The sequence below is a fragment of the Serratia montpellierensis genome (assembly GCF_020858655.1).
GTDB classification, from domain to species: domain Bacteria; phylum Pseudomonadota; class Gammaproteobacteria; order Enterobacterales; family Enterobacteriaceae; genus Serratia; species Serratia montpellierensis.
The window spans coordinates 92517-115727 of record NZ_VOSN01000015.1; the positions used below are offsets into that span (position 1 = coordinate 92517).

A 23211-nucleotide genomic window follows, 5' to 3' on the forward strand; every position below is an offset into this window, starting at 1 on the left:
GCCCGGCGGTTGCCGGGCGTTTTCGTGGTTATTTCTCTGCCGCGATGCGATCGCGAATATGTTGCGCACGCGCTTGAGAAGACGGGTGATCGTCGAACAGGCTGCTCTGGCGGCCGGCTTCCATCTGGGCCAACTTCTCGAAGCTGGTGGCCAGGCCGTTCGGATCGATGCCGCGCTTTTTCAGCAGATCGAACGAGTAATCATCCGCTTCGCTTTCCTGCTTCTGCGAGAACTGGGCGCTGACCAGCTTCTCGCCGATATCCGCCAGCTGCGACTGCGACAGCGAGCCGATGACGCCGCCGGCGGAGGACGCCGCGGTGCGCAGCGCCACGGTGCCGTAAGCCACCTGCATCGCTTTACGGGTGTGGCCTAGCGCCACGTGGCCCATTTCATGGCCCAGCACGCCTTCCACTTCGTTGTCGTTCATCATGTCCATCAGGCCGCTGTAGACGCGGATGCAGCCGTTGGCCATCGCCCAGGCGTTGACGTCTTTGGTCACGTAGACCTTGTAGTTGGCCGGGGTGCCGTTGATGTTGTCGCCCAGCGCCGCGGCGATTTTGTTGAGACGCTTGGCGTAGGTGCTGTCGGCCGGCGCGATTTGTGCCTTGCTGTCCATCTCGGCACAGGATTTATCACTCAGGGCCTTAACGTCGTTGTTGCTCAGGGTCGCCGCCTGGAACGCCTGTGCGCCGGACTGCATCAAGGTTTCGGTATTCAGGTTTTGACAGCCGGTTGCCAAGGTGGCAATGCCCAACGCAATCAAAGAGGTACGGATCTTCATAACGCCATCTTCCTGTGAAGGTAACAAGGTAAAAGAATCATTTTGCTTGGAGGAAATCTTGTCGCAAGAGCCTAGTGTACGCCAGACGGGGCGAGAATAGTGTTATTCCGAAAAAGCGTCCAATCGTGCTAATAAGTGGTGAACTCGCTCTCATTTGGCATTAGGGATTGCCGTTGTGATGTGGAGTCTGAGAAAATAGGGAACTTGACTGCTTTTTTTATCCGACCTGGAGTAAAACATGTCCTCTCGTAAAGAGCTTGCCAACGCCATCCGCGCACTCAGCATGGACGCCGTACAAAAAGCAAATTCCGGCCACCCGGGTGCCCCTATGGGCATGGCGGACATCGCCGAAGTCCTGTGGCGTGACTACCTCAACCACAACCCGACTAACCCGCACTGGGCTGACCGCGACCGTTTCGTGCTCTCCAACGGCCACGGCTCCATGTTGATTTACAGCCTCCTGCACCTCACCGGCTACGACCTGCCGATGCGCGAGCTGGAAAAATTCCGTCAGCTGCACTCCAAAACCCCAGGGCACCCGGAGTACGGCTACACCCCAGGCGTTGAGACCACCACCGGCCCGCTGGGCCAGGGCATCGCCAACGCCGTCGGCTTCGCCATCGCCGAACGCACCCTGGCGGCGCAGTTCAACCGCCCGGGCCACGACATCGTTGACCACCACACCTACGCCTTCATGGGCGACGGCTGCATGATGGAAGGCATCTCGCACGAAGTCTGCTCCCTGGCCGGTACCCTCAAACTCGGCAAGCTGACCGCTTTCTACGATGACAACGGCATCTCCATCGACGGCCACGTCGACGGCTGGTTCACTGACGACACCGCCCTGCGCTTCGAAGCCTACGGCTGGCACGTGGTGCGCAACGTCGACGGCCACAACCCGGACGCCATCAAGGCCGCGATTGAAGAAGCCCGCAAGGTGACCGACAAACCGTCGCTGCTGATGTGCAAGACCGTTATCGGCTTCGGTTCGCCGAACAAGGCCGGCACCCATGACGTGCACGGCGCCGCGCTGGGCGCCGCCGAAGTGGCCGCCACCCGCGAAGCGCTGGGCTGGAAATACGCCGCCTTTGAAATCCCGCAGGACATCTACGCCCAGTGGGACGCCAAGGAAGCCGGTCAGGCCAAAGAAGCGGCCTGGAACGACAAGTTCGCCGCCTACGCCAAGGCCTTCCCGGAGCAGGCTGCCGAGTTCAAGCGCCGCATGAACGGCGAGCTGCCGGCCGACTGGAAAGCCGACGCCAAGGCGTTCGTGGAAAAACTGCAGGCCAATCCGGCCAACATCGCCAGCCGCAAGGCGTCGCAGAACGCGCTGGAAGCGTTCGGCAAGGTGCTGCCGGAGTTCCTGGGCGGCTCCGCCGACCTGGCGCCGAGCAACCTGACCATGTGGTCCGGCTCGAAAGCGCTGAACGTTGACCCGGCGGGCAACTACATTCATTACGGCGTGCGCGAGTTCGGCATGACCGCCATCACCAACGGCATCGCGCTGCACGGCGGCTTCCTGCCGTACTCGGCGACCTTCCTGATGTTCGTGGAATACGCCCGCAACGCGGTGCGCATGGCGGCGCTGATGAAGCTGCGCAACGTGTTCGTCTACACCCATGACTCCATCGGTCTGGGCGAAGACGGCCCGACCCACCAGCCGGTGGAGCAGCTGGCGAGCCTGCGCGTGACCCCGAACATGAGCACCTGGCGTCCGTGTGACCAGGTGGAGTCGGCGGTGGCGTGGCAGTACGGCATCGAGCGCAACGACGGCCCGACCACCCTGGTGTTCTCGCGCCAGAACCTGACCCAGCAGCCGCGCACCGCAGAGCAGCTGGCGAACGTGTACCGCGGCGGCTACGTGCTGAAAGACTGCGCGGGCACGCCGGACGTCATCCTGATTGCCACCGGCTCTGAAGTGGGCATCACGGTGGAAGCGGCGGACACGCTGACCGCAGCGGGCCGCAAGGTGCGCGTGGTGTCGATGCCGTCGACCGACGCGTTCGACAAGCAGGATGCGGCGTACCGCGAGTCGGTGTTGCCGGCGGCGGTAACGGCGCGCGTGGCGGTGGAAGCGGGTATCGCGGACTACTGGTACAAGTACGTGGGCCTGAACGGCGCCATCGTGGGCATGACCACCTTCGGTGAGTCGGCGCCGGCGGAGCAGCTGTTCGCCGAGTTCGGCTTCACCGTGGACAACGTGGTGGCGAAGGCGCAGGCGCTGCTGAAGTAAGCGGCCTGGCGCAAGCCGATAAAAAAGCCGGTCATCGTGACCGGCTTTTTTTATGGGCGTAACCCGCGCTTACGACGTGGCGTTGGCGCTTTCGGCGCTGCGCAACCGGTCGTAAGCCGCCGCCAGTAACAGCACCAGCAGCGTAGGCTGCAGCCAGACCAGACCCTGTTCGGCCAGCGGCAATTTATCGAACCAGGTCGGCAGCAGGCCGCTGAAGCTGGAGGCCTTCAGGCCGTCGGCGAGGCCAAACACCAGGCTGGTGGCGATCACCGGCGCGAACACGCGCTTGGCGCTGCGCCAGCGGTTCTGGCTGAAGCTGAGCAACACCAGCGCGATGCAGGGTGGATAGATCGCCGTCAGCACCGGCAGCGAGACGCGGATCAGGTTGGCCAGCCCCATGTTGGAGACCAGCATGGCGAAGAGCGCGAGGATAACCACCAGCGTGCGGTAAGAGAGCGGCAGGTAGCGAGAGAAGAAGTCCGCGCAGGCGCAAGTCATGCCGACCGCCGTCACCAGGCAGGCGATGAACATCAGTACCGCCATAAAGACGCTGCCCAGATCGCCGAAGGTGTGTTGCACATAAGCGTGCAGGATTGCCGCGCCATCCTGAGCGCCACTCTCGACCAGGCTGCCGCTGCCGGCGCCAAGTTTGAACATGCAGATATAAACCAGCGTTAGGCCGACGCCGGCGATCAGGCTGGCCCATAGGGTGTAGCGCAGCAGCAGGCCGCTGTCGCTGACGCCACGCGAGCGGGCGGCGGTGACGATAATCGAGCCGAACATCAGCGCCGACAGCGTGTCCATGGTTTGATAACCCTGCACGAAGCCGGTGGAAAACGCCGCTGCCTGATAGCTGCCAACGGCGGAGACCGGTTCACCGGCGGGCCAAACCAGGGCGGCGATGCCGAGCGCGGCCAGCGCCAGGATTTTCAGCGGCGCCAGAATATGGCCGACGTTATCGAGCAACCGGCCGGGATACAGCGAGACGATCATCGCCAGGGTAAAGAACAGTAGGCTGTAGATGAACTGCGGCAGTGCGCCGTCGCCGGTGAAGGGCGCGATGCCAAGGGCGAAGGAGACATTGGCGGTTCGCGGCGTGGCGAACAGCGGGCCGAGAGCCAGATAGCAGACGGTCGCCAACAGCAGGCCGGCGGTGCGGCCGATGGGGCCGGTCAGCAGGTTGATGCTGCCGCCGACGCGCGCCAGCGCGATCACGGCGATCACCGGCAAGGCGACGGCGGTCACCATAAACCCGAGGGCGGCCGGCCACAAATGTTCGCCGGACTGCAGCCCCACCAGCGGAGGGAAAATGATGTTGCCGGCGCCGACAAACAGGGCGAAGGTCATAAAGCCCAGGGCGATAATGTCTTTCGGGGATAAATTCTTGGTCATAACGGTATGGCACTGCCTGTATTCATGAAATAAACGGCCTGCTGCGGAATGGGTAACTGCAAAGGGCAGGCGCAGGGGGCGGCGAGCGCCCGCAAAATTTTCGTCCGGCAGGATATAATAATTCGGCGACAAAAACCTGATTAATCCAGTGCTGTTTATCCTGGCGTGAACTGGCCGCACAGAGGGATCATGGCGGCCGGCCCGGCAGTGCGTTAGCCCGCGTGCGCCACCCTGTCTATCGACAGCGGGATTTCGACATGCGGTTTGAAGGAGTCATACGCGAAGGAAACGTGGCCGTCTTCGACCGGTTTGCGGGTGGCGTCCTCCTCGACCGAGAGCACGAAAGGCCGGCATTCCAGACGCCAGGCAAAATCTTTCGGCCGAGCGCCGGCAGGGGGCGTCGGAGGTAAAGGCTGTACGTTGTTCCTGGTACACTTTCTTAACGTTATCAAGCAGGGGGAACTGTCGCACTTCTCGGTGGCTTCACGAATGATGCGGCGGTTATAAAATCTTGCTGCCAATCTCCACGTCGACATCGGGTTTCAGCAAGACGGTGCCTTGATCCCGGGTGACTGCGGCAAGCACCAGCACTTCAGATTTAAATCCGGCAACCCGCCTGGCGGGGAAATTAACGACGGAGATGACTTTTCTGCCAAGCAGATCCTCTTCCTGATAGTTTTCGCATAATTGCGCCGAGCTGTTTTTAATGCCAATTTCTTCGCCGAAATCAATGCGCAGCTTATAGGCGGGCTTTAACGCCTTGTCGTTAAATTCCACGGAAATAATTTCGCCAATACGCATATCCAGTTTCATAAAATCAGTGATTTCGGCCATGAGTCGGTCCAGTTAATTAAGTGGCTTAGGGAAGGCTAGCAAAGGGAAATTATTCCAACAATGTCGCCAGGAGGGGAATAGTTATACCTGATGTAGCAGTTAACTTACATTATCGCGGGGTGGGGGCCGGTGTCTTGCCGCTGGTGCAGTTGGCGGGGGTTGTGCTGACGCTGCTGGGGGGCGCCATCGTACAGCGAATTCGTCTGCTGCGGCGCTCTCGCCTGGCCGAATAGTCTGCGACAGGCAGTGCCGTAAAGCCCGCGCTGCCGGGCTTTTTTATTGACTGAAAAACGTCCAACCTCACAAAACCGAAAGATAACAAAGCAACGCCGTTGCCTCGTCACACTTATTAACTATATGTTAATTTTTGGTTTATTAAATGTGATCAGGGGATGGATGATGATGAAAAAAATCAGCGCGACCGTAGCTGCAATCACCTTACTGGGCTCCGTTTCCGCCTATGCGGCCTTCCCGGCGGGCTACCCCGCCGACTATCAGAAACGGGTCGACGGCGCGAAGAAAGAAGGCAAGGTGGTGATTTACTCGACCACCGACACCAAGGCGGCAGCGCCGCTGATCCAGGGGTTCGAGGCGTTGTACCCGGGCATTAAGGTCGAATACAACGACATGAACAGCACCGAACTGTATAACCGCTTTATCAGCGAGCAGGCGGCCGGCGGTACCAGCGGCGACGTGGTGTGGAGCTCGTCGATGGACACCATTTTGAAACTGGCGGGCGATTACGCGCAGGAATACGCCTCCCCCGAGCAGGCCCAGCTGCCGAAATGGGCGGTATGGCAAGATAAGGTGTATGGCACCACCTATGAGCCGGTGGTGTTTATCTATAACAAACGCCTGATCCCGCAAGGCGATGTGCCGGATTCACACGCGGCGCTGGCTAAATTGATCGCCGGCCAGACGGACAAATTCAAGAAGAAAGTCACCACGTACGACATCGAAAAATCCGGCGTCGGCTTCATGCTGTCGGTGCAGGACTTCAAGGCCGATCCTAACTACTTCAAAACGCTGGCCGACGTGGCCAAGGGCGGGCTGGCGGTGCAATCCTCCACCGGCACCATGATGGAGCGCGTCTCCTCCGGTGAAAACCTGATCGGTTTCAATATCCTCGGTTCCTACGCCGAGGCCCGCGCCAAGAGCGATCCGTCGCTTGGCATCGTCTATCCGAAAGACTATACCCTGGTGCTGTCGCGCGTGAGTTTCATCAGTAAAGAGGCCGCCAACCCTAACGCCGCCAAGCTGTGGTTCGACTATGTGCTGTCGGAGAAAGGCCAAAATATTCTCGCCAATCAGGCGGATATTCCCTCGATCCGCAACGACATCGAAGGCAAGAACGACATCGATGGCATGACCAAGCTGTTGGGTAACGCGCTCAAGCCGATCCCGGTCGATGACAGCCTGCTGGAATATCTGCAGCCGGCCAAACGTCTCGACTACATCAAACAATGGCGCGCCGCCGCGGCGAAATAATAGGGACTGTATTCGGACGCGCGCCTGCCGCATGGGCGCGCGCCCTTTGGTCGTCGTTTACAACCATAGGGAGCATTTATGCAAGCATGGCGCAGAAAGTGGCAGAGCCTGCCGCGCGGCCTGGTGGTGTTGATAACCGCGCTGGTTATCTATGTCCCCCTGTCGTTTATCATCATTCAAAGCTTCCTCTCGGCACCGTTCTTCTCTCCCTCCAAGGTCTTCAGCCTGGAGGCCTTCGAGTTCATCTTTACCGATCCGGATTTCTACAAAGCGCTGAAAAGCGGCTTTATTCTGGCATTCGGCCTGGTGATTATCGCCATCCCGCTCGGAGGCATTTTGGCCTTCCTGATGGTGCGCACCGATCTGCCGGGGCGGCGGATCATCGAACCGCTGATTCTGGTGCCGATCTTCGTGTCGCCGATGGTGCTGGGTTTCGGTTACGTGGTGGCGGCGGGGCCGGTCGGCTTCTTCTCGCTGTGGGCGGAGGCGCTGCTGGGCTTTGTGCCGTGGAATATCTATTCGATGGCCAGCATCGTGGTGATAGCCGGATTGACGCACGTGCCCCACGCGTATCTGTACATCTCCTCGGCGCTGCGCAGCGTGGGCTCGGACGTTGAAGAGGCGGCGCGCACCGCCGGCGCCACGCCGCTGCAGGTGATGACCGCCGTCAGCCTGCCGATGGTGCGGCCGTCTATTCTGTATGCCGGGGTGCTGCTGTTCTTCCTCGGGCTGGAAGTGTTCGGTCTGATGCTGGTGCTGGGGGATCCGGAAGGCAACCTGGTGCTGGCGACCTACCTGTACCAGTTGACCAACAAGCTGGGCACGCCGTCTTACCACCTGATGGCGGCGGTGGCGGTGGTGCTGATCTGCATCACCATTCCGCTGGTGATGCTGCAGCGCCGGCTGATGCGTACCGCCAACCGCTTCGTCACCGTCAAGGGCAAAGCCTCGCAGGCCCGCGCGCTGCCGCTGGGCAAATGGCGCTGGGTGGCCGGCGCGGTGGTGATGTTCTGGCTGACCGTGACCATCGGCGTGCCGCTGATCGGCGTAGTGCTGCGCGCCTTTATCTCCAACTGGGGCGTGGGCGTGTCGGTCTGGGACGAACTGTCGATCAACACCTTCCGCACCATCTGGGCGCAGCCCAACCTGCTGCGCGCCATCGTCAACTCGATGGCGATCGGGGTGATCGGCGGGGCGCTGGCGGTGGCGTGCTACCTGTTTATCGGCATTGCCATGCACCGCAAGCCGGATGGCGCCACGCGCTTCCTCGACTACAGCGTGCTGGTGCCGCGCGCGGTGCCGGGGCTGCTGGCCGGCCTGGCGTTCCTATGGGTGTTCTTGTTCCTGCCGATGTGGCTGGACAAATCGCTCAAGGAAGGCTGGCTGTCAGTGCTGCCGATGGCTGAGTGGCTGCGCGAGAACGTGATCGTCTGGCTGCGTTCGCTGCGCAGCACCATCTTCAGCGTCTGGCTGGCGTACACCGTGGTGTGGATGGCTTACGGCCTGCGGCTGATCTCTTCTACGCTGCTGCAGGTGGGGCCGGAGCTGGAGGAGGCGGCGCGCAGCGCCGGCGCCAGCCGCGGTCAGATCACCCGCCACGTCACCATTCCGCTGTCGCGCTACGGCCTGATCGGCTCCTGGCTGCTGATGTTCCTGATCTTTGAACGCGAATATTCCACCGGGGTGTATCTGCTGTCTCCGGGCACGGAAACCATCGGCTCGATGCTGGTTTCCCTGTGGGCCGCGGGCGCTATCGATATCGTCGCCGCGCTGTCGTTCATCAATATCCTGCTGGTGGTGCTGGGGCTGGGGATTGCCTTGCGCTTTGGAGTGAAATTACATGATTGAACTTTCGGTAGAGAATCTGCATTTGACCTATGGCGACAACCCGGTGCTGAAAGGGGTGTCGATGGATCTGAAACGGGGCGAAGTGGTCTCGCTGCTGGGCCCGTCGGGCAGCGGCAAAACCACGCTGCTGCGGGCGGTAGCCGGGCTGGAGAAACCGAGCCAGGGGCGGATCGTCATCGGCAACAGCGCGGTGTACAACGGCAGCGCACGCAGTGAAATTCCCGCCGAAGAGCGCAATCTGGGGCTGGTGTTTCAGTCCTACGCCCTGTGGCCGCATAAAACGGTGTTTGAGAACGTCGCCTACCCGCTGAAGCTGCGTAAGACTGCCTCGGCGGAAATCGCCCAACGGGTACAGGCGGTGCTGGATCAGCTCGGGCTGGGGCATCTGGCCAAGCGCCATCCGCACCAGCTCTCGGGCGGCCAGCAGCAGCGCGTGGCGATCGGGCGTGCGCTGGTCTACAACCCGCCGGTGATCCTGTTGGATGAGCCGCTGTCCAACCTCGACGCCAAACTGCGCGAAGAGGCGCGGGTATTCCTGCGCGAGTTGATCATCAAGCTCGGCCTGTCGGCGCTGATGGTGACTCACGATCAGAACGAGGCGATGGCCATCTCCGATCGCATCCTGCTGCTCAATAACGGCAAAATCGAACAGCAGGGCACGCCACAGGAGATGTACGGCTCGCCCACCACGCTGTTCACCGCCGAGTTCATGGGTAGCAACAACCGGTTGCCGGGCAAGGTCGTCGCGCTGGAAGGCGATCGGGCGCGCATCGAAGGCAAGGATTGGGCGCTGTGGGGCAAAGCGGGCGAAGGCGTGCAGGTCGGGCAGGAGGGCACGGCGGTGATCCGCGTGGAGCGCGTGCGGTTGGGCGAAGATCCGCAGGGCAACCAGCTTGAGCTGCCGTTGCTGACCAGCATGTATCTCGGCGATCGCTGGGAATACCTGTTCCGCACCGTGGCCGAAGATTTCGTGGTGCGTGCCTATGGCCACGAGGCGCGCGATCGGGCGCTGTGCCGGCTCTCCCTGCCGGCCGAGCATCTGTGGATATTCCCGAAAGCCTAATCAGGACGCCCGCAGGCGCGGGCGCTCCGTTTACAGATCCAGTACCAGCCGGTTGCCTTTGGCGCGCGAGCAGCAGATCAACAGGGTTTGCTGCGCCGCGCGCTCTTCGTCACTGAGATACTGATCGCGGTGATCGGCTTCCCCCTCGACGATGCGGGTTTCGCAGGTGCCGCAAATGCCTTCGCGGCACAGGCACTCGACCCTGGCCGCCTTGCTGTTTTCCAGCGCCTGCAGGATGGTCATGTCTTCCGCCACTTCAAGCTCAATGCCCGACCGAGCCAGCACCAGCGTAAAGGCGCCGCCCGCCGTGTCTTCGGCGGCGAAGGCTTCACTGTGCAAGCGACCGGCGTCGATGCCCCGTTCGGCGGCGATCCGATAAACCGCTTCGTTCAGCGCCGCCGGGCCGCAGACATAGATATGGGTGCCGGGCTCCACGTCGGCCAGCGTGCGCGCCAGATCCAACCGGCCGTTAAGGCTGGAGACATGGCAACTGACGTTGTCTGCGAACGGCGCTTGCGTCAGCTGCTGCTGGAAGGCGTTGTGTTCCTCGCTGTGGAAGCAATAGTGCAGATGATAGCGTTGCCCGCTGTGCTGCAGCTCGTGCAGATGGGCCATAAACGGCGTGATGCCGATGCCGCCGGCGATCAGCACGTGATGCTGCGCCTCCGGCGCCAGCGCGAACAGGTTATTCGGGGTGCTGATGGTCAGCGTATCGCCGATCGCCAGCCGATCGTGCATGAAGTCGGAACCGCCTTTGGAAGGGGACTCACGGCGCACGGCGATCTGGTAACGGTCGAGCTCGAACGGTGAGCTCAGCAGCGAATAGGCATTGCTGTAGCGTTGCTCGCCGTCCTGCATTTGCACGATGATGTGGCTGCCGCCGCTGAAGGCGGGCAGCGGGCGGCCTTGCGGATCCGCCAGGGTAAAGCGCTTGACCTGTGCGGTGACGGTTTCGATGTCGACGACGCGAACATCAAGCATCTGATAGCTGGTCATTCATTGGCTCCAAAGCGCGGGCGTCCCCGCGCATGAAAAAGTTATACCGCCTGGCACAGGTATTTGAGCTCCAGATAGTCTTCGATGCCGTATTCGGAGCCTTCGCGCCCCAGCCCCGACTGTTTCACCCCGCCGAAAGGCGCCACCTCGTTGGAGATAAGCCCGGTATTGATGCCGACCATGCCGTACTCCAGCCGTTCCGAAACGCGCCAGATGCGCGCCGCATCGCGGGTGTAGAAGTAGGCGGCCAAGCCGTAGATGGTGTCGTTGGCCTGACGGATCGCCTCGGCTTCGTCATCGAACACCACCAGCGGCGCGACCGGGCCGAAGATTTCCTCTTCCAGCAGCAGCGAGCCGGGCTGCACGTCGCCCAGCACCGTCGGCGTGAAGAAATTGCCGCCCAGCGCGTGCGGCGTGGCGCCGGTCAGCACCTGAGCGCCTTTGCTCAGCGCGTCATCGAGCAGCTCCAGCACCTTGTCGCGCGCCTTGCGGTTGATCAGCGGGCCGATCTGCACGCCGGGTTCGAAGCCGTTGCCGACCTGCAGCGCCGCCACGCGGGCGACAAACTTCTCGGCGAACTGCGGGTAAACGCCACGCTGCACGTAGAACCGGTTGACGCAGACGCAGGTCTGCCCGGCGTTGCGGTATTTGGCGATCAGCGCGCCTTCCACTGCGGCATCGATGTCTGCATCGTCAAACACGATGAACGGCGCGTTGCCGCCCAGTTCCAGCGACACTTTCTTGATGGTGTCCGAGCTCTGGCGCATCAGCAGCCTGCCCACCGGCGTGGAGCCGGTAAAGCTCAGCTTGCGCACCAGCGGGTGACGGGTCAGCTCGGCGCCGATCGCCTGTGAGTTGCCGGTCACCACGTTGAACACCCCGGCGGGAATGCCGGCGCGCTCGGCCAGCTCGGCCATCGCCAGCGCCGAGTAAGGGGTTTCGTTGGCGGGTTTGACCACCAGCGTGCAGCCGGCCGCCAGCGCCGGCGCGGCCTTGCGGGTGATCATCGCCGCCGGGAAGTTCCAGGGCGTGATCGCCGCGCACACGCCGATGCCCTGCTTCAGCACCATCAGGCGTTTATCGCTGCTCGGCGAGGGAATGATGTCGCCATTGGTGCGCTTGGCCTGTTCGGCGAACCATTCGATAAAAGAGGCGGCGTAGCGGATCTCGCCCAGCGACTCCGCCAGCGGTTTGCCTTGCTCCAACGTCATCAGGCTGGCCAGATCCTGCTGGTGTTCCAGCATCAGTTCGAACCAGCGGCGCAGCAGCTGCGCGCGTTGCTGTGCCGGCAGCGCGCGCCAGCCTTCCAGCGCCTGCTGGGCGGCGTCGATCGCCCGTTGGGTTTCGGCCACCGCCATGTTGGGCACGCTGCCGATGAGTTGGCCGGTGGCGGGATCGCTCACCGGCAGGGTTTCCTGGTTGTCGGCGTCGCGCCATTGGCCGTTGATGTAGGCCTGTTGGCGGAATAGCGCCCGATCGGAAATATTCACAAAGAACCTCACAAGTCAGGGGGAGGGGGCCCGTGGGCCCCGTCGCATCAAGGTTGATAAACCTGCGCCAGCAGGTTGTGGAAGTGGGCGATGCCGTGTTCGCTGACGCCGCTGCCGGCGCCGTCGGCCATGATGCGCCCCTGGCCGCGATAGCCGCGCGATTTGAGGCCTTTTTGCACGCTCTCCACCAGCCGCAAATCTTCCGGGCGGAACACGTCGCGGTACCAGTCGATCAGTTTGAGCTGCTCGTCGCTCAAATCGGCGTTGGTGAAGTAGATGTCGTAGTGCTGCAGGGTGGTTTCTGCATCGACCGGGAACTCATAGATCACCGTCATCATGCCTTCCAGCGGCGGCATGTTGAACATGGTGCACGGCCACAGCCAGATGCCGTGGAAGCTGGCTTCTTTACCCTCTTCAAACTTGAACGACTGCTCGGAAGGGCGGGCGTAGCCGAACTGCAGCGTCCAGTTGCCGTGCAGGGTGTGCCAGTAGCGGTCGACCTGCACCGAGTCGGCGAAGCCGGGGTGCGCCGGGCCGCAGTGGTAGCACTCGAGGTAGTTATCGACGATGTTCTTCCAGTTGGCCGGGGTGCGGGTGACGAAGCGTGCCGCCAGCTTGAGGTCGTCGACCTGCGGGCAGGCTTCGCGCACTTTGGCGCCGAGGCCCGGCAGCTGGTCTTCCACCGTGCCGGCCTGCGAGTCCAGATTGACGTAAATAAACCCGGCGTACTCTTCGACCCGCACCGGCATCAGGTGCGAGTTTTCCTTATCAAAGTTCTGCACGTTTTCGCAGTTGCGCGCGTGCGCCAGTTCGCCGTCCAGCTTGAACGCCCAGGCGTGATAAGGGCAGGTGATGACGTTTTTCGCCCGGCCGTCGCCCGCCAACAGCTGGTGGCCGCGGTGCGGGCAGACGTTGTAAAAGGCGCGCAGCACGTTGTCGCGGCCGCGTACCACCAGAATGTTTTCACCGATGATCTCGCGGGTGATGTAGTCGTTCGGTTCGGCGAGCTCGCTGCGGTGCGCCACGCAAATCCAGCTGGTGGCGAACACCTGCTCTTTTTCGTGCTCGAACGCCGCCTGGTGGGTATAGAACCGGGCCGGAATGGTGTAAGCCTCGCGGGCGTCGGCGCAGAAATCTTTCGGTAAGGTAAATTCAGGGATCAGAGTGCTCATAAGTTAACCTTCCTCTTTTCTTATTGTCATTTCGCCATAGGGCGCGGTTGATACGACGATGGAGCGGAGAGTTCGGCGGCCGCCGGCGCCTCGGGCAGCGCCGGCGGGCTGCTTTCGATCAGGTGCGCCGGGATGGCCGCGTAGTCCTGCTTCAGCCAGCGGGCAAAGCCGTAGGTTTTCACCAGCAGCACCAGCAGGAACGGCAGCGCGGTCAGGATCACCGTGGTTTTCATGGTGTCCAGCGAGGCGCCGGTAAACAGGATCGACAGCGGGATCAGGGTGATCACCACGCACCAGAACAGGCGCAGCATCGGGCTGGGATCTTGCCCCTCCTGCAGGTTGCGGGTGCTGGTGGCGGCCATGGTGTAGGCCACCGCGTCCATGTGCGAGGCCAGGAAAATGATCATGATGAACAGATAGGCGGCCAGGAACAGCTTGCCGAGCGGTAGCGCCGTCAGCAGCATCTGCACGGCGGTTTCGCCACCCTGGGTGCTGAGGATCTCAGGCACGTTGAGCTGCCCGCTGATGAACTGGTGCATGGCGTAGCTTTCCAACGAGCCGAAGAAGAACCAGCAACCGAGGGTGCTGCCGAGCAACAAGGCCCAGATCACCTCTTTAATCTTGCGGCCGCGCGAGACGCGGGTGACGAACATCGCCACGCCCGGGGTGTAAGAGATCCACCACAGCCAGTAGAACACCGTCCAGCTGCGGCTGAAGCTGCCGTCGCCCATCGGATCGGTGAACAGACTCATCTGCAGGAAGTTTTGCGCCGTCAGGCCGATGGCGTTGATGGTGTTGTTGATGGTGAACTCGGTCGGGCCGACCAGCAGCACCAGCCCGGCGAAGGCGAATGCACCCCAGCCGACCATTTTGCTCAGGCGCTGCATGCCGCCGTCGATGCCGATGTAAGAGCTGAGACAGAAGATCACCGCGGCCAGCAGGATCACCGTCGCCTGCACCACGAAATTGTCCGGGATGCCGGTCAGCGCCGTCAGCCCACGGGTAAAGGTGGAGGCCGTCAGCACCAGTGAAATGGTGAGGGCGCCGACGGTGGCGACCAGGAAGATCAGATCCACCAACCGCCCGATCGGGCCGTTGGCGCGCACGCCGGTGATGGCGGAAATGATCCCCGACAGGCTGAGCCCTTTGTTCTTACGCACGTGGAAGTGGTAGGCCATGATCAGCGAGGCGAGGGCATAGGTCGCCCAGGCGCTCAGGCCCCAGTGGAAGAAGGAGTAGCTGATGCTGTATTCCAGCGCCTTCGGGGTGCGCGGCGCGATGTTCAGCCCCGGCGTCTGGTAGTAATACGCCCATTCCATCACCCCCCAGTACAGGGTGGACGAGCCCAGGCCGGCGCAGATGAACATGAACAGCCAGGCCAGCGTGGAGTATTGCGGTTTGCCTTCGCCGAGGCGGATGTTGCCGTATTTGCTCAACGCCAGATACAGCACCACCAGCAGGGCGATCAGCACCAGAATTTGAATGGTTGAGCCGAACAGCCGAGTGACGCCGTTGAAAATGGTGTTGGCGATAAGCGCGGATTGAGCCGGAAAGAGCATCAGGCAAATGGCGATCAGCGCAATACTGCACAGGCTGATGGCAATGAGCGTGACATCCTTTTTAGGGGTGCTCTGCATGGGAGTGAACTCCTGTTATCGGTGGTGGGCCGGTGCGCGAAGCGTAGGGTGCGCCCGGGCCTTATTGGTTTGAACCCTTTGTTTTGTTACACCGCGAGGAGCAAACGCCCCGGCGGAACGTCACCGGAAATTTTTACTCTTCATTAACATTTTTGAGTGTGCACAAATTACAGGAGGGCCACAATTGGGGCATCTGTAAAAGGATAAAACACAGTATGTAAACAATTTGTTGTGATCTTGACCGGGATATTGGCGTGCTTTCTGCGGTGGTTTTCAACGGATTTGCGGCGGCGATCGAAGCGGAAAAGCGGACGTGGCAAAGCAGGGCGCGAAAACGCGCCCTGCGCAGGAAAATCAGCGGCGTTTAGCGTTGCAGCAGGGCGGCGATCGCCTGGCCGACTTGCTGAGTGGAGGCATCGCCGCGCATATCCGGCGTGCGCGGCCCGTCGGCGATGATGCGCTCGATCGCTTGCAGGATGCCGTCGTGCGCCTGGCGGTAACGGGCATCGCCGTCGCCGAGGAAGTCCAGCATCATCGCGCCGCTCCAGATCATGGCGATCGGGTTGGCGATGTTCTTGCCGAAAATGTCCGGCGCGGAGCCGTGCACCGGTTCGAACAGCGACGGGAAGTTGCGCTCCGGGTTCAGGTTGGCCGACGGCGCAATGCCGATGGTGCCGGTGCAGGCCGGGCCGAGGTCCGACAAAATATCGCCGAACAGGTTGGAGGCCACCACCACGTCGAAGCGTTCGGGGTTCAGCACGAAGCGCGCGCACAGAATATCGATGTGCTGCTTGTCCCAGGCGATATCGGGGTATTGGCGCGCCATCTCCGCCACGCGCTCATCCCAGTACGGCATGCTGATGGCCATGCCGTTGGACTTGGTGGCGGCGGTCAGGCGTTTGCGCGGGCGCTGCTGCGCCAGCTCGAAGGCGTACTTCAGGATGCGGTCCACGCCCTGACGGGTGAAGACCGATTCCTGGATCACCATCTCGCGATCGGTGCCTTCGAACATTCGCCCGCCGAGCGAGGAGTATTCCCCTTCGGTATTTTCGCGCACCACGTAGAAATCGATATCGCCCGGCTGTTTGTTCGCCAGCGGGCAGGGCACGCCGGGAAACAGCCGTACCGGGCGCAGATTGACGTACTGCTCGAAGTCGCGGCGGAATTTCAGCAGCGACCCCCACAGCGAAATGTGATCGGGCACCGTATCCGGCCAGCCGACGGCGCCGAAGTAGATGGCGTCGAAGCCCTTGAGCTGCTCAAACCAATCGTCCGGCATCATCTGGCCGTGGTGCTGGTAGTAGTCGCAGCTGGCCCACTCGAAAGTGTCGAATTCCAGCGACAGATCCCAGCGCGCCGCCGCCGCCTGCAATACCCGTATGCCTTCTGGCAACACTTCCCGCCCGATACCGTCCCCGGGGATAGCGGCAATTTTATATGTTTTGCTCATACAGAGGTCTCATTTGTAGGTAGAGGAGATTGACAACACTGTTATCCTATAATTGACTAACTGTTAATCAATCTCGAAAACGGTGAAACATAAAACACGAATCATGAACAATATGCCGATCCTGAGTGACCTGCGGGTGTTCGTGCTGGTGGCGCGCCGCGCCGGGTTTGCCGCCGCCGCCGAAGAGCTGGGCGTGTCGCCGGCCTTCATCAGCAAACGCATTGCGTTGCTGGAAAAGGCGCTGGACGTGTCGTTGCTGCACCGCACCACGCGGCGGGTGGCGATCACCGAAGACGGCGAACGCATCTACGAATGGGCGCAGCGCATTCTCAACGACGTCGATCAGATGATGGACGAGCTGTCCGAGGTGCGCCAGGCGCCGCAGGGCATGCTGCGCGTGGTCAGCAGCTTCGGCTTCGGCCGGCGTTTCGTGGCGCCGGCGCTGTCGGCGCTGGCGCGGGAGTATCCGCAGCTGGAGCTGCGGCTCGACGTGTCCGATCGGCTGGTGGATCTGGTCAGCGAAGGGTTCGATCTGGATATCCGCATCGGCGACGATATCGCTCCCAATCTGATTGCGCGCAAGCTGGCGGACAATCAGCGCATCCTGTGCGCTTCGCCGGCGTACCTGCAGCGCCACGGCGTGCCGAAAAACCCGGCGGAGCTGGCGGGCCGCACCTGTTTGGTGATCAAGGAACGCGATCACCCGTTCGGGCTGTGGCGGCTGCAGGGGCCGGGCGGCGAAGAGACGGTGAAGGTGACGGGGGCGCTGGCGTCGAACCACGGCGAGATCGTGCACCAGTGGTGTCTGGACGGGCAGGGCGTTGCGCTGCGTTCCGCCTGGGACGTAAAAGAGAACATCGACAGCGGCAGATTGGTGCACATCCTGCCGGAGTATTATCAGCCGGCCAACATCTGGGCGGTGTACGTTTCCCGGCTGGCAACGTCGGCGAAAGTGCGGGTGACGGTCGAATTTTTGCGCGACTATTTCCGTGAGCACTACGGCGAAACGGGGCCGGCGAGCGAAAATCCGCCGCGGCCTTGAGGCCAAAAATGTGCGCCAGATCATCTTATGCTCGTAAAACTCCCCTCCGTTACTTGTGGAACTGTTGCACCTGTTCCTTTTGCCAAAACTTTGGTTTATGCTCAGCTGAAGCGTTTCAGTTGAAGCACTCTTCGACAGAAATGCCGATGTGACGGCGGCGAAAAGCCGCTGAAGCGCGGGAATAATGCAAACGCGGCGATTCACAGCGGGCGGTGCGATCCACTACTCTATGCGGGTTAGTGAGACAACCAGTCAGCGCCGGCCCGGCGCCGGTGAGTCAGCCCGGCGGGGACGGCCCTTTTTCAGGAGCAGCATGACCATCCGCATAGCGATAAACGGCTTTGGCCGCATCGGCCGCAGCGTATTGCGCGCACTGTACGAATCGGGACGACGGGCGGAAATCTCCGTGGTGGCGATCAACGAGCTGGCGAACGCCGAAGGCATGGCCCATCTGTTGAAGTATGATTCCAGCCACGGCCGCTTTGCGTGGGATGTGCGGCAAGAGTGCGACACGCTGAGCGTCGGAGACGACGCGATTCGCCTGTTGCACCAGCCGGCGGTGGAGCAGTTGCCCTGGGGCGAGCTGGGCGTCGACGTGGTGCTGGACTGCAGCGGCGTGTACGGCAGCCGGGCGGATGGCGAAGCCCATCTGGCGGCAGGGGCGAAGAAAGTGCTGTTCGCCCATCCGGGCGGCAACGATCTGGACGCCACCATCGTGTTCGGCGTCAACCATCAGACGCTGCTGGCGGAACATCGCATCGTGTCCAACGCCTCGTGCACCACCAACTGCATTATTCCGGTGATCAAGCTGCTGGACGACGCCTACAGCATCGAATCCGGCACCGTGACCACCATTCACTCGGCGATGAACGATCAGCCGGTGATCGACGCGTATCACGCGGATTTGCGGCGCACCCGCGCGGCGAGCCAGTCGATCATTCCGGTCGACACCAAGCTGGCCGCGGGCATCACCCGTATCTTCCCGCAGTTTTGCGATCGCTTCGAGGCTATCTCGGTGCGCGTGCCGACCATCAACGTGACGGCTATCGATCTTAGCGTCAGCGTGAGCGCCGCGGTGAAGGTGGCAGAGGTCAACCAGCTGTTGCAAAAGGCCGCACGGGAATCATTTCGTGGTATAGTTGACTACACGGAATTACCATTGGTCTCGATCGATTTTAACCATGACCCGCACAGCGCTATCGTCGACGGTACGCAGACCCGGGTCAGCGGGCAGCACCTGATAAAAACCTTGGTCTGGTGCGATAATGAATGGGGCTTTGCCAATCGGATGTTGGATACCACACGGGCAATGGCCGCCAGCGGTTTCTAGTACGGCGGCGCCGGCGTGACGGGCGCGCTGCTCAGGCAATTTTATAGAGATTCAATAAAGAGGGTTCACCATGTCTGTAATTAAGATGACCGATCTGGATCTGGCGGGTAAACGCGTACTGATCCGCTCCGATCTGAACGTGCCGGTAAAAGACGGTAAAGTGACTTCCGACGCGCGTATCCGCGCTTCCCTGCCAACTATCGAAGCTGCGCTGAAGCAAGGCGCCCGCGTGATGGTAACCTCCCACCTGGGTCGTCCTACCGAAGGCGAGTACAACGAAGAATTCTCCCTGCTGCCTGTGGTCAACTACCTGAAAGATCACCTGAAATCTCCAGTGCGTCTGGCGAAAGATTATCTGGATGGCGTCGACGTCGCCGAAGGCGAACTGGTGGTGCTGGAAAACGTCCGTTTCAACAAGGGCGAGAAGAAAGACGACGAAACCCTGTCCAAGAAATACGCGGCGCTGTGCGACGTGTACGTGATGGACGCGTTCGGCACCGCGCACCGCGCGCAGGCTTCCACCCACGGCGTGGGCAAGTTCGCGCCTGTCGCCTGTGCCGGCCCGCTGCTGTCCGCCGAGTTGGAAGCGCTGGGCAAGGCCCTGGGCAACCCGGCCCGTCCGATGGTCGCCATCGTGGGCGGTTCTAAAGTGTCCACCAAACTGACCGTGCTGGATTCCCTGTCCAAAATCGCCGATCAGCTGATCGTCGGCGGCGGCATCGCCAACACCTTCGTGGCGGCGCAGGGCAACAACGTGGGCCAGTCCCTGTACGAACCTGACCTGATCCCGAACGCGCAAAAACTGCTGGAAACCTGCGACATCCCGGTTCCGACCGACGTGCGCGTCGCGACCGAGTTCTCCGAAACCGCGACCGCAACCGTGAAGCAGGCCAACGAGATCCAGGACAACGAGCAAATTCTGGATATGGGCGACGTCTCTGCCGAGCGTCTGGCCGTTATCCTGAAGAACGCCAAGACCATTCTGTGGAATGGCCCGGTTGGCGTATTCGAGTTCCCTAACTTCCGTAAGGGCACCGAAATTGTCGCCCGCGCGATCGCCGATAGCGACGCTTTCTCTATCGCTGGCGGCGGCGACACTCTGGCAGCCATCGATCTGTTCGGTATCGCTGACAAAATTTCCTACATCTCCACCGGCGGTGGCGCATTCCTGGAATTCGTTGAAGGGAAACCGCTGCCTGCAGTCGTGATGCTGGAAGAGCGCGCTAAGCAGTAATTCAGACAACGGGAGGCGAAAGCCGCCCGTTTGTTTTATACCGCGCGGCTAATGCTGCGCGGCGTGAAAACATCGATTTACATCCATCTACGGCCGACGAAACAGGACAAAGTAACATGTCTAAAATTTTTGATTTCGTAAAACCGGGTGTCATCACGGGTGATGACGTTCAGAAAGTCTTCGCAGTTGCTAAAGAGAACAACTTTGCGCTGCCAGCGGTAAACTGTGTGGGTACCGACTCCATCAACGCAGTGCTGGAAGCCGCGGCTAAAGTGCGCGCGCCGGTTATCGTTCAGTTCTCCAACGGCGGCGCCGCGTTTATCGCCGGCAAAGGCGTGAAGACCGATGTGCCTCAGGGCGCAGCGATTCTGGGCGCTATCTCTGGCGCACACCACGTTCACCAGATGGCTGAACACTACGGCGTGCCGGTGATCCTGCACACCGACCACTGTGCGAAGAAACTGCTGCCATGGCTGGACGGCCTGCTGGACGCCGGCGAGAAGCACTTCGCCGCTACCGGCAAACCGCTGTTCTCTTCCCACATGATCGATCTGTCTGAAGAATCTCTGGAAGAAAACATCGAGATCTGCAGCGCCTACCTGAAGCGCATGGCCAAAATCGGCATGACGCTGGAAATCGAACTGGGCTGCACCGGCGGTGAAGAAGATGGCGTGGACAACAGCCATATGGACGCTTCCGCTCTGTACACCCAGCCGGAAGACGTGGCTTACGCGTACGAAAAACTGAACGCCATCAGCCCGCGCTTCACTATCGCTGCCTCCTTCGGTAACGTGCACGGCGTGTACAAGCCAGGCAACGTCAAGCTGACCCCGACCATCCTGCGTGATTCTCAGGACTATGTGTCCAAGAAATTCAACCTGCCGCACAACAGCCTGAACTTCGTGTTCCACGGCGGTTCCGGTTCTACCGACGCAGAGATCAAAGAGTCTGTGGGCTACGGCGTGATCAAGATGAACATCGACACCGATACCCAATGGGCAACCTGGGACGGCATCCTGCAGTACTACAAAGCGAACGAAGCTTACCTGCAGGGCCAGCTGGGCAACCCGAAAGGCGCCGATCAGCCGAACAAGAAATACTACGATCCACGCGTATGGCTGCGCGCAGCGCAGACCAGCATGGTGACGCGTCTGGAGCAGGCCTTCAAAGATCTGAACGCGGTAGACGTTCTGTAATCTTCGGCACCTGTTGCACGATGCAAAAGGCTCCCAGCAGGGAGCCTTTTTGTTTATGACAAGCCTGATGGCGTTGCCTGGCTTGCCGTTGGCAAAATATAAAAAATAAGGAAAATCAATAAATTGATTTTCGGCTGATGACCACAAAGGAGGAAAAACCACGTTTTTTCCTCCTTTGTTTGTGAGTTAAAGGCTCCCTGCGGGGGAGCCTTTTTCGTTTTCAGCCCAGCAGGCCGGCGCCGACGTTGATAGACAGGCCCAGGATCAGCATGTTGAACGCGAAGGAGATCACCGACTGCAGCAGGGTGACCTTCCGCACCTCCGCCGCCCCGACCGCCACATCGGCGGTCTGCGACGCCACCGCGATGGTGAAGGAGAAGTAGGCGAAATCCAGATAGGTCGGATCGGTGAGGTTGCCGGGGAACAGCAGCGGCAAAGGATCCTGCTGCGCGCCCTGGCGATAAAATTGGTGGGCATAGTGCATGGTGAAGGCGGTCGGCAGCAACAGCCAGGAGACCACCAGCGTGGCGCCGGTCAGCAGCAAATGCAGCGTCTTCAGAGAGCCGGCCACCTGTTTGGCGCTGCTCAGTTCAAACAGGATCGCCAACAAGCTGACCAGGCAACCGAGGCTGACCAGCGTCAGCACCATGCTGGCGCTTTCGTCCTGCCGCCGGGCGATCTGGCGAATGTGCTGCGGCGTGCTGATCAGCATCAGCCGCCAGAGAAACAGCAGGTAGAGCCAGGCCAGCGTATTCCAGCCGATCATCAGGCGCTGCAGTAGCGAGAGCTGGGCGGGCAGCAGCAGAAAGCACAGCAGCCCGGCGCCGACGGAAAACAGCAGCCTGGGCCGCACTTGCCAATAGTGTTTGAGCGAAGAGCGAATGTGCATGATTAACGGATCCCTTGTCGTGAAATGGCCAACGCGCTGTTCTCAGCATAGAAGAAGCGGCGGGCGGTTTCGGCTATTTTTAACGCTGATGGTTGGCATGGGCCTTTAATGTTGGTTACCCTTAGGCGGTGGTTTCCTACTGGCTGCCGAGGCCAGTGTATTTTTGCGAGTTTCTCCCGTTAGGGACTGAGTTAGGACGACACGAATGAAAGATTTGAATGTAGTAGACGGCATCAACGGTGCCGGCGACTGGTTGGTGAAGAACCAGGATCTGTTGATCCAGTACGCGGTGAATATCGTCGCCGCCATCGTTATCCTGATCATCGGTTCGATCGTGGCCCGCGTGGTCGGCAATGCGTTGAACCGCGTGATGAAACTGCGCGGCATCGACGCCACGGTGGCAGACTTCCTGTCGGCGATCGTGCGTTATGGCGTGCTGGCGTTCACCTTCATCGCCGTGCTGGGGCGCGTCGGCGTGCAGACCACCTCGGTGATCGCCGTGCTGGGTGCCGCCGGTTTGGCCGTCGGCCTGGCGCTGCAAGGCTCACTGTCCAACTTCGCCGCCGGCGTGCTGCTGGTGATCTTCCGTCCACTGCGCGTGGGTGAATATGTCGATCTGGGTGGCGTGGCCGGTACCGTCGATCAGGTGCAGATTTTCTCCACCACCCTGCGTACTTCCGACAACAAGACCATCGTGGTGCCGAACGGTAAAATCATCGCCGGCAACATCATCAACTACTCCCGTGAACCGAACCGCCGCGTGGATATCGTGGTGGGCGTGGCCTACAACGCCGACATCGACGTGGTGAAGAAGGTGCTGGGCGATGTGATCGCCGCCGACAAGCGCATCATGCACGCCAAAGGCGTGACCGTGCGTCTGAACGAGATGGCGCCGTCATCCCTGAACTTCGTGACCCGTTCCTGGACCACCAACGCGGAATACTGGAACGTGTACTTCGATCTGATGGAAAACTTCAAGCGCGCGCTGGATGCCCACAACATCGGCATTCCGTTCCCGCAGATGGACGTGCACCTGTATCGCACCGAAGACGCATCCGCCAAGGCGGAATAACAGAGAAGGGGGCCTTGGCCCCTTTTTTCATTACAGGCCGAGACGCCATCGATGGCGTCTCGGC

The 23211-nt window shown here is 61.0% G+C and carries 19 protein-coding genes; 9 read left to right on the top strand and 10 right to left on the bottom strand.

The features are described from left to right. Window positions 1–28: 28 nt before the first annotated feature. A complete protein-coding gene (gene loiP, locus FUU19_RS17135; RefSeq protein WP_019456034.1) occupies window positions 29–781 on the bottom strand; it encodes a metalloprotease LoiP in 753 nt (250 codons plus the stop codon). Window positions 782–1019: 238 nt separating this feature from the next. On the opposite strand from loiP, the gene tkt reads away from it, so the two are divergent. After that, a complete protein-coding gene (tkt, locus tag FUU19_RS17140; protein ID WP_230507263.1) occupies window positions 1020–3014 on the top strand; it encodes a transketolase in 1995 nt (664 codons plus the stop codon). 69 nt (window positions 3015–3083) lie between these two features. Here the strand turns inward: tkt and brnQ are convergent, their stop codons facing one another. From brnQ to FUU19_RS17150, 3 genes are all read right to left on the bottom strand, one after another. Continuing rightward, window positions 3084–4406 (bottom strand): branched-chain amino acid transport system II carrier protein, encoded by a 1323-nt coding sequence (gene brnQ / locus FUU19_RS17145; protein ID WP_230490948.1) that lies wholly within the window; start codon window positions 4404–4406, stop codon window positions 3084–3086. A gap of 212 nt (window positions 4407–4618) precedes the next feature. After that, entirely contained in the window at window positions 4619–4747 is a 129-nt protein-coding gene (locus tag FUU19_RS24695) for a hypothetical protein (RefSeq protein ID WP_255703203.1), read from the bottom strand. A 160-nt stretch (window positions 4748–4907) separates the two neighbouring features. Then, the gene (locus tag FUU19_RS17150) at window positions 4908–5240 is read right to left on the bottom strand and encodes a tRNA-binding protein (RefSeq protein WP_141966728.1); all 333 of its coding nucleotides are present in this window, start codon (window positions 5238–5240) and stop codon (window positions 4908–4910) included. A 399-nt stretch (window positions 5241–5639) separates the two neighbouring features. Here FUU19_RS17150 and FUU19_RS17155 point away from each other — a divergent pair, with 399 nt between their 5' ends. The 3 genes from FUU19_RS17155 to FUU19_RS17165 all read left to right on the top strand — a co-directional run bounded on the left by FUU19_RS17155 (window position 5640) and on the right by FUU19_RS17165 (window position 9639). Next, entirely contained in the window at window positions 5640–6728 is a 1089-nt protein-coding gene (locus FUU19_RS17155) for an ABC transporter substrate-binding protein (RefSeq protein ID WP_141966731.1), read from the top strand. Window positions 6729–6806: 78 nt separating this feature from the next. Beyond that, on the top strand, window positions 6807–8576 hold the full coding sequence (locus FUU19_RS17160) for an ABC transporter permease (protein ID WP_025304187.1): 1770 nt from the start codon (window positions 6807–6809) through the stop codon (window positions 8574–8576). Further along, window positions 8569–9639 (top strand): ABC transporter ATP-binding protein, encoded by a 1071-nt coding sequence (locus FUU19_RS17165; protein WP_025304186.1) that lies wholly within the window; start codon window positions 8569–8571, stop codon window positions 9637–9639. The genes FUU19_RS17160 and FUU19_RS17165 overlap by 8 nt, the downstream gene beginning before the upstream one ends. A 30-nt stretch (window positions 9640–9669) precedes the next feature. On the opposite strand, the gene FUU19_RS17170 is transcribed toward FUU19_RS17165, so the two are convergent. From FUU19_RS17170 to FUU19_RS17190, 5 genes are all read right to left on the bottom strand, one after another. Continuing rightward, window positions 9670–10635: a PDR/VanB family oxidoreductase gene (locus FUU19_RS17170; protein WP_202670395.1), complete on the bottom strand. Its 966-nt coding sequence runs from the start codon at window positions 10633–10635 to the stop codon at window positions 9670–9672. Between the two features lie 41 nt (window positions 10636–10676). After that, a complete protein-coding gene (locus tag FUU19_RS17175; protein WP_230490950.1) occupies window positions 10677–12125 on the bottom strand; it encodes an NAD-dependent succinate-semialdehyde dehydrogenase in 1449 nt (482 codons plus the stop codon). Window positions 12126–12172: 47 nt separating this feature from the next. Next, window positions 12173–13297: an aromatic ring-hydroxylating oxygenase subunit alpha gene (locus tag FUU19_RS17180; protein WP_033635879.1), complete on the bottom strand. Its 1125-nt coding sequence runs from the start codon at window positions 13295–13297 to the stop codon at window positions 12173–12175. 26 nt (window positions 13298–13323) lie between these two features. After that, complete coding sequence (locus FUU19_RS17185; protein WP_197834352.1) at window positions 13324–14934, bottom strand: BCCT family transporter; 1611 nt, start codon at window positions 14932–14934, stop codon at window positions 13324–13326. Between the two features lie 364 nt (window positions 14935–15298). Beyond that, the gene (locus FUU19_RS17190; protein ID WP_197788007.1) at window positions 15299–16384 is read right to left on the bottom strand and encodes a tartrate dehydrogenase; all 1086 of its coding nucleotides are present in this window, start codon (window positions 16382–16384) and stop codon (window positions 15299–15301) included. A gap of 82 nt (window positions 16385–16466) precedes the next feature. Here FUU19_RS17190 and FUU19_RS17195 point away from each other — a divergent pair, with 82 nt between their 5' ends. The 4 genes from FUU19_RS17195 to fbaA all read left to right on the top strand — a co-directional run bounded on the left by FUU19_RS17195 (window position 16467) and on the right by fbaA (window position 21186). Beyond that, window positions 16467–17426, top strand: a complete 960-nt coding sequence (locus FUU19_RS17195; protein WP_288398006.1) for a LysR substrate-binding domain-containing protein — start codon at window positions 16467–16469, stop codon at window positions 17424–17426. A gap of 313 nt (window positions 17427–17739) precedes the next feature. Then, complete coding sequence (epd, locus tag FUU19_RS17200; protein WP_004931582.1) at window positions 17740–18756, top strand: erythrose-4-phosphate dehydrogenase; 1017 nt, start codon at window positions 17740–17742, stop codon at window positions 18754–18756. 70 nt (window positions 18757–18826) lie between these two features. After that, window positions 18827–19990 carry a phosphoglycerate kinase gene (gene pgk, locus FUU19_RS17205; RefSeq protein WP_025160206.1) on the top strand — a complete coding sequence of 388 codons (1164 nt, stop codon included), beginning with the start codon at window positions 18827–18829 and terminating at the stop codon, window positions 19988–19990. 116 nt (window positions 19991–20106) lie between these two features. Further along, window positions 20107–21186, top strand: a complete 1080-nt coding sequence (fbaA, locus tag FUU19_RS17210; RefSeq protein ID WP_025304179.1) for a class II fructose-bisphosphate aldolase — start codon at window positions 20107–20109, stop codon at window positions 21184–21186. 220 nt (window positions 21187–21406) lie between these two features. Here fbaA and FUU19_RS17215 read toward each other — a convergent pair whose 3' ends face one another. Next, a complete protein-coding gene (locus FUU19_RS17215) occupies window positions 21407–22075 on the bottom strand; it encodes a DUF1345 domain-containing protein (RefSeq protein ID WP_123892579.1) in 669 nt (222 codons plus the stop codon). A gap of 205 nt (window positions 22076–22280) precedes the next feature. Between FUU19_RS17215 and mscS the strand changes: the two genes are divergently transcribed. Continuing rightward, window positions 22281–23147: a small-conductance mechanosensitive channel MscS gene (mscS, locus tag FUU19_RS17220; RefSeq protein ID WP_019455618.1), complete on the top strand. Its 867-nt coding sequence runs from the start codon at window positions 22281–22283 to the stop codon at window positions 23145–23147. Window positions 23148–23211 lie beyond the last annotated feature (64 nt).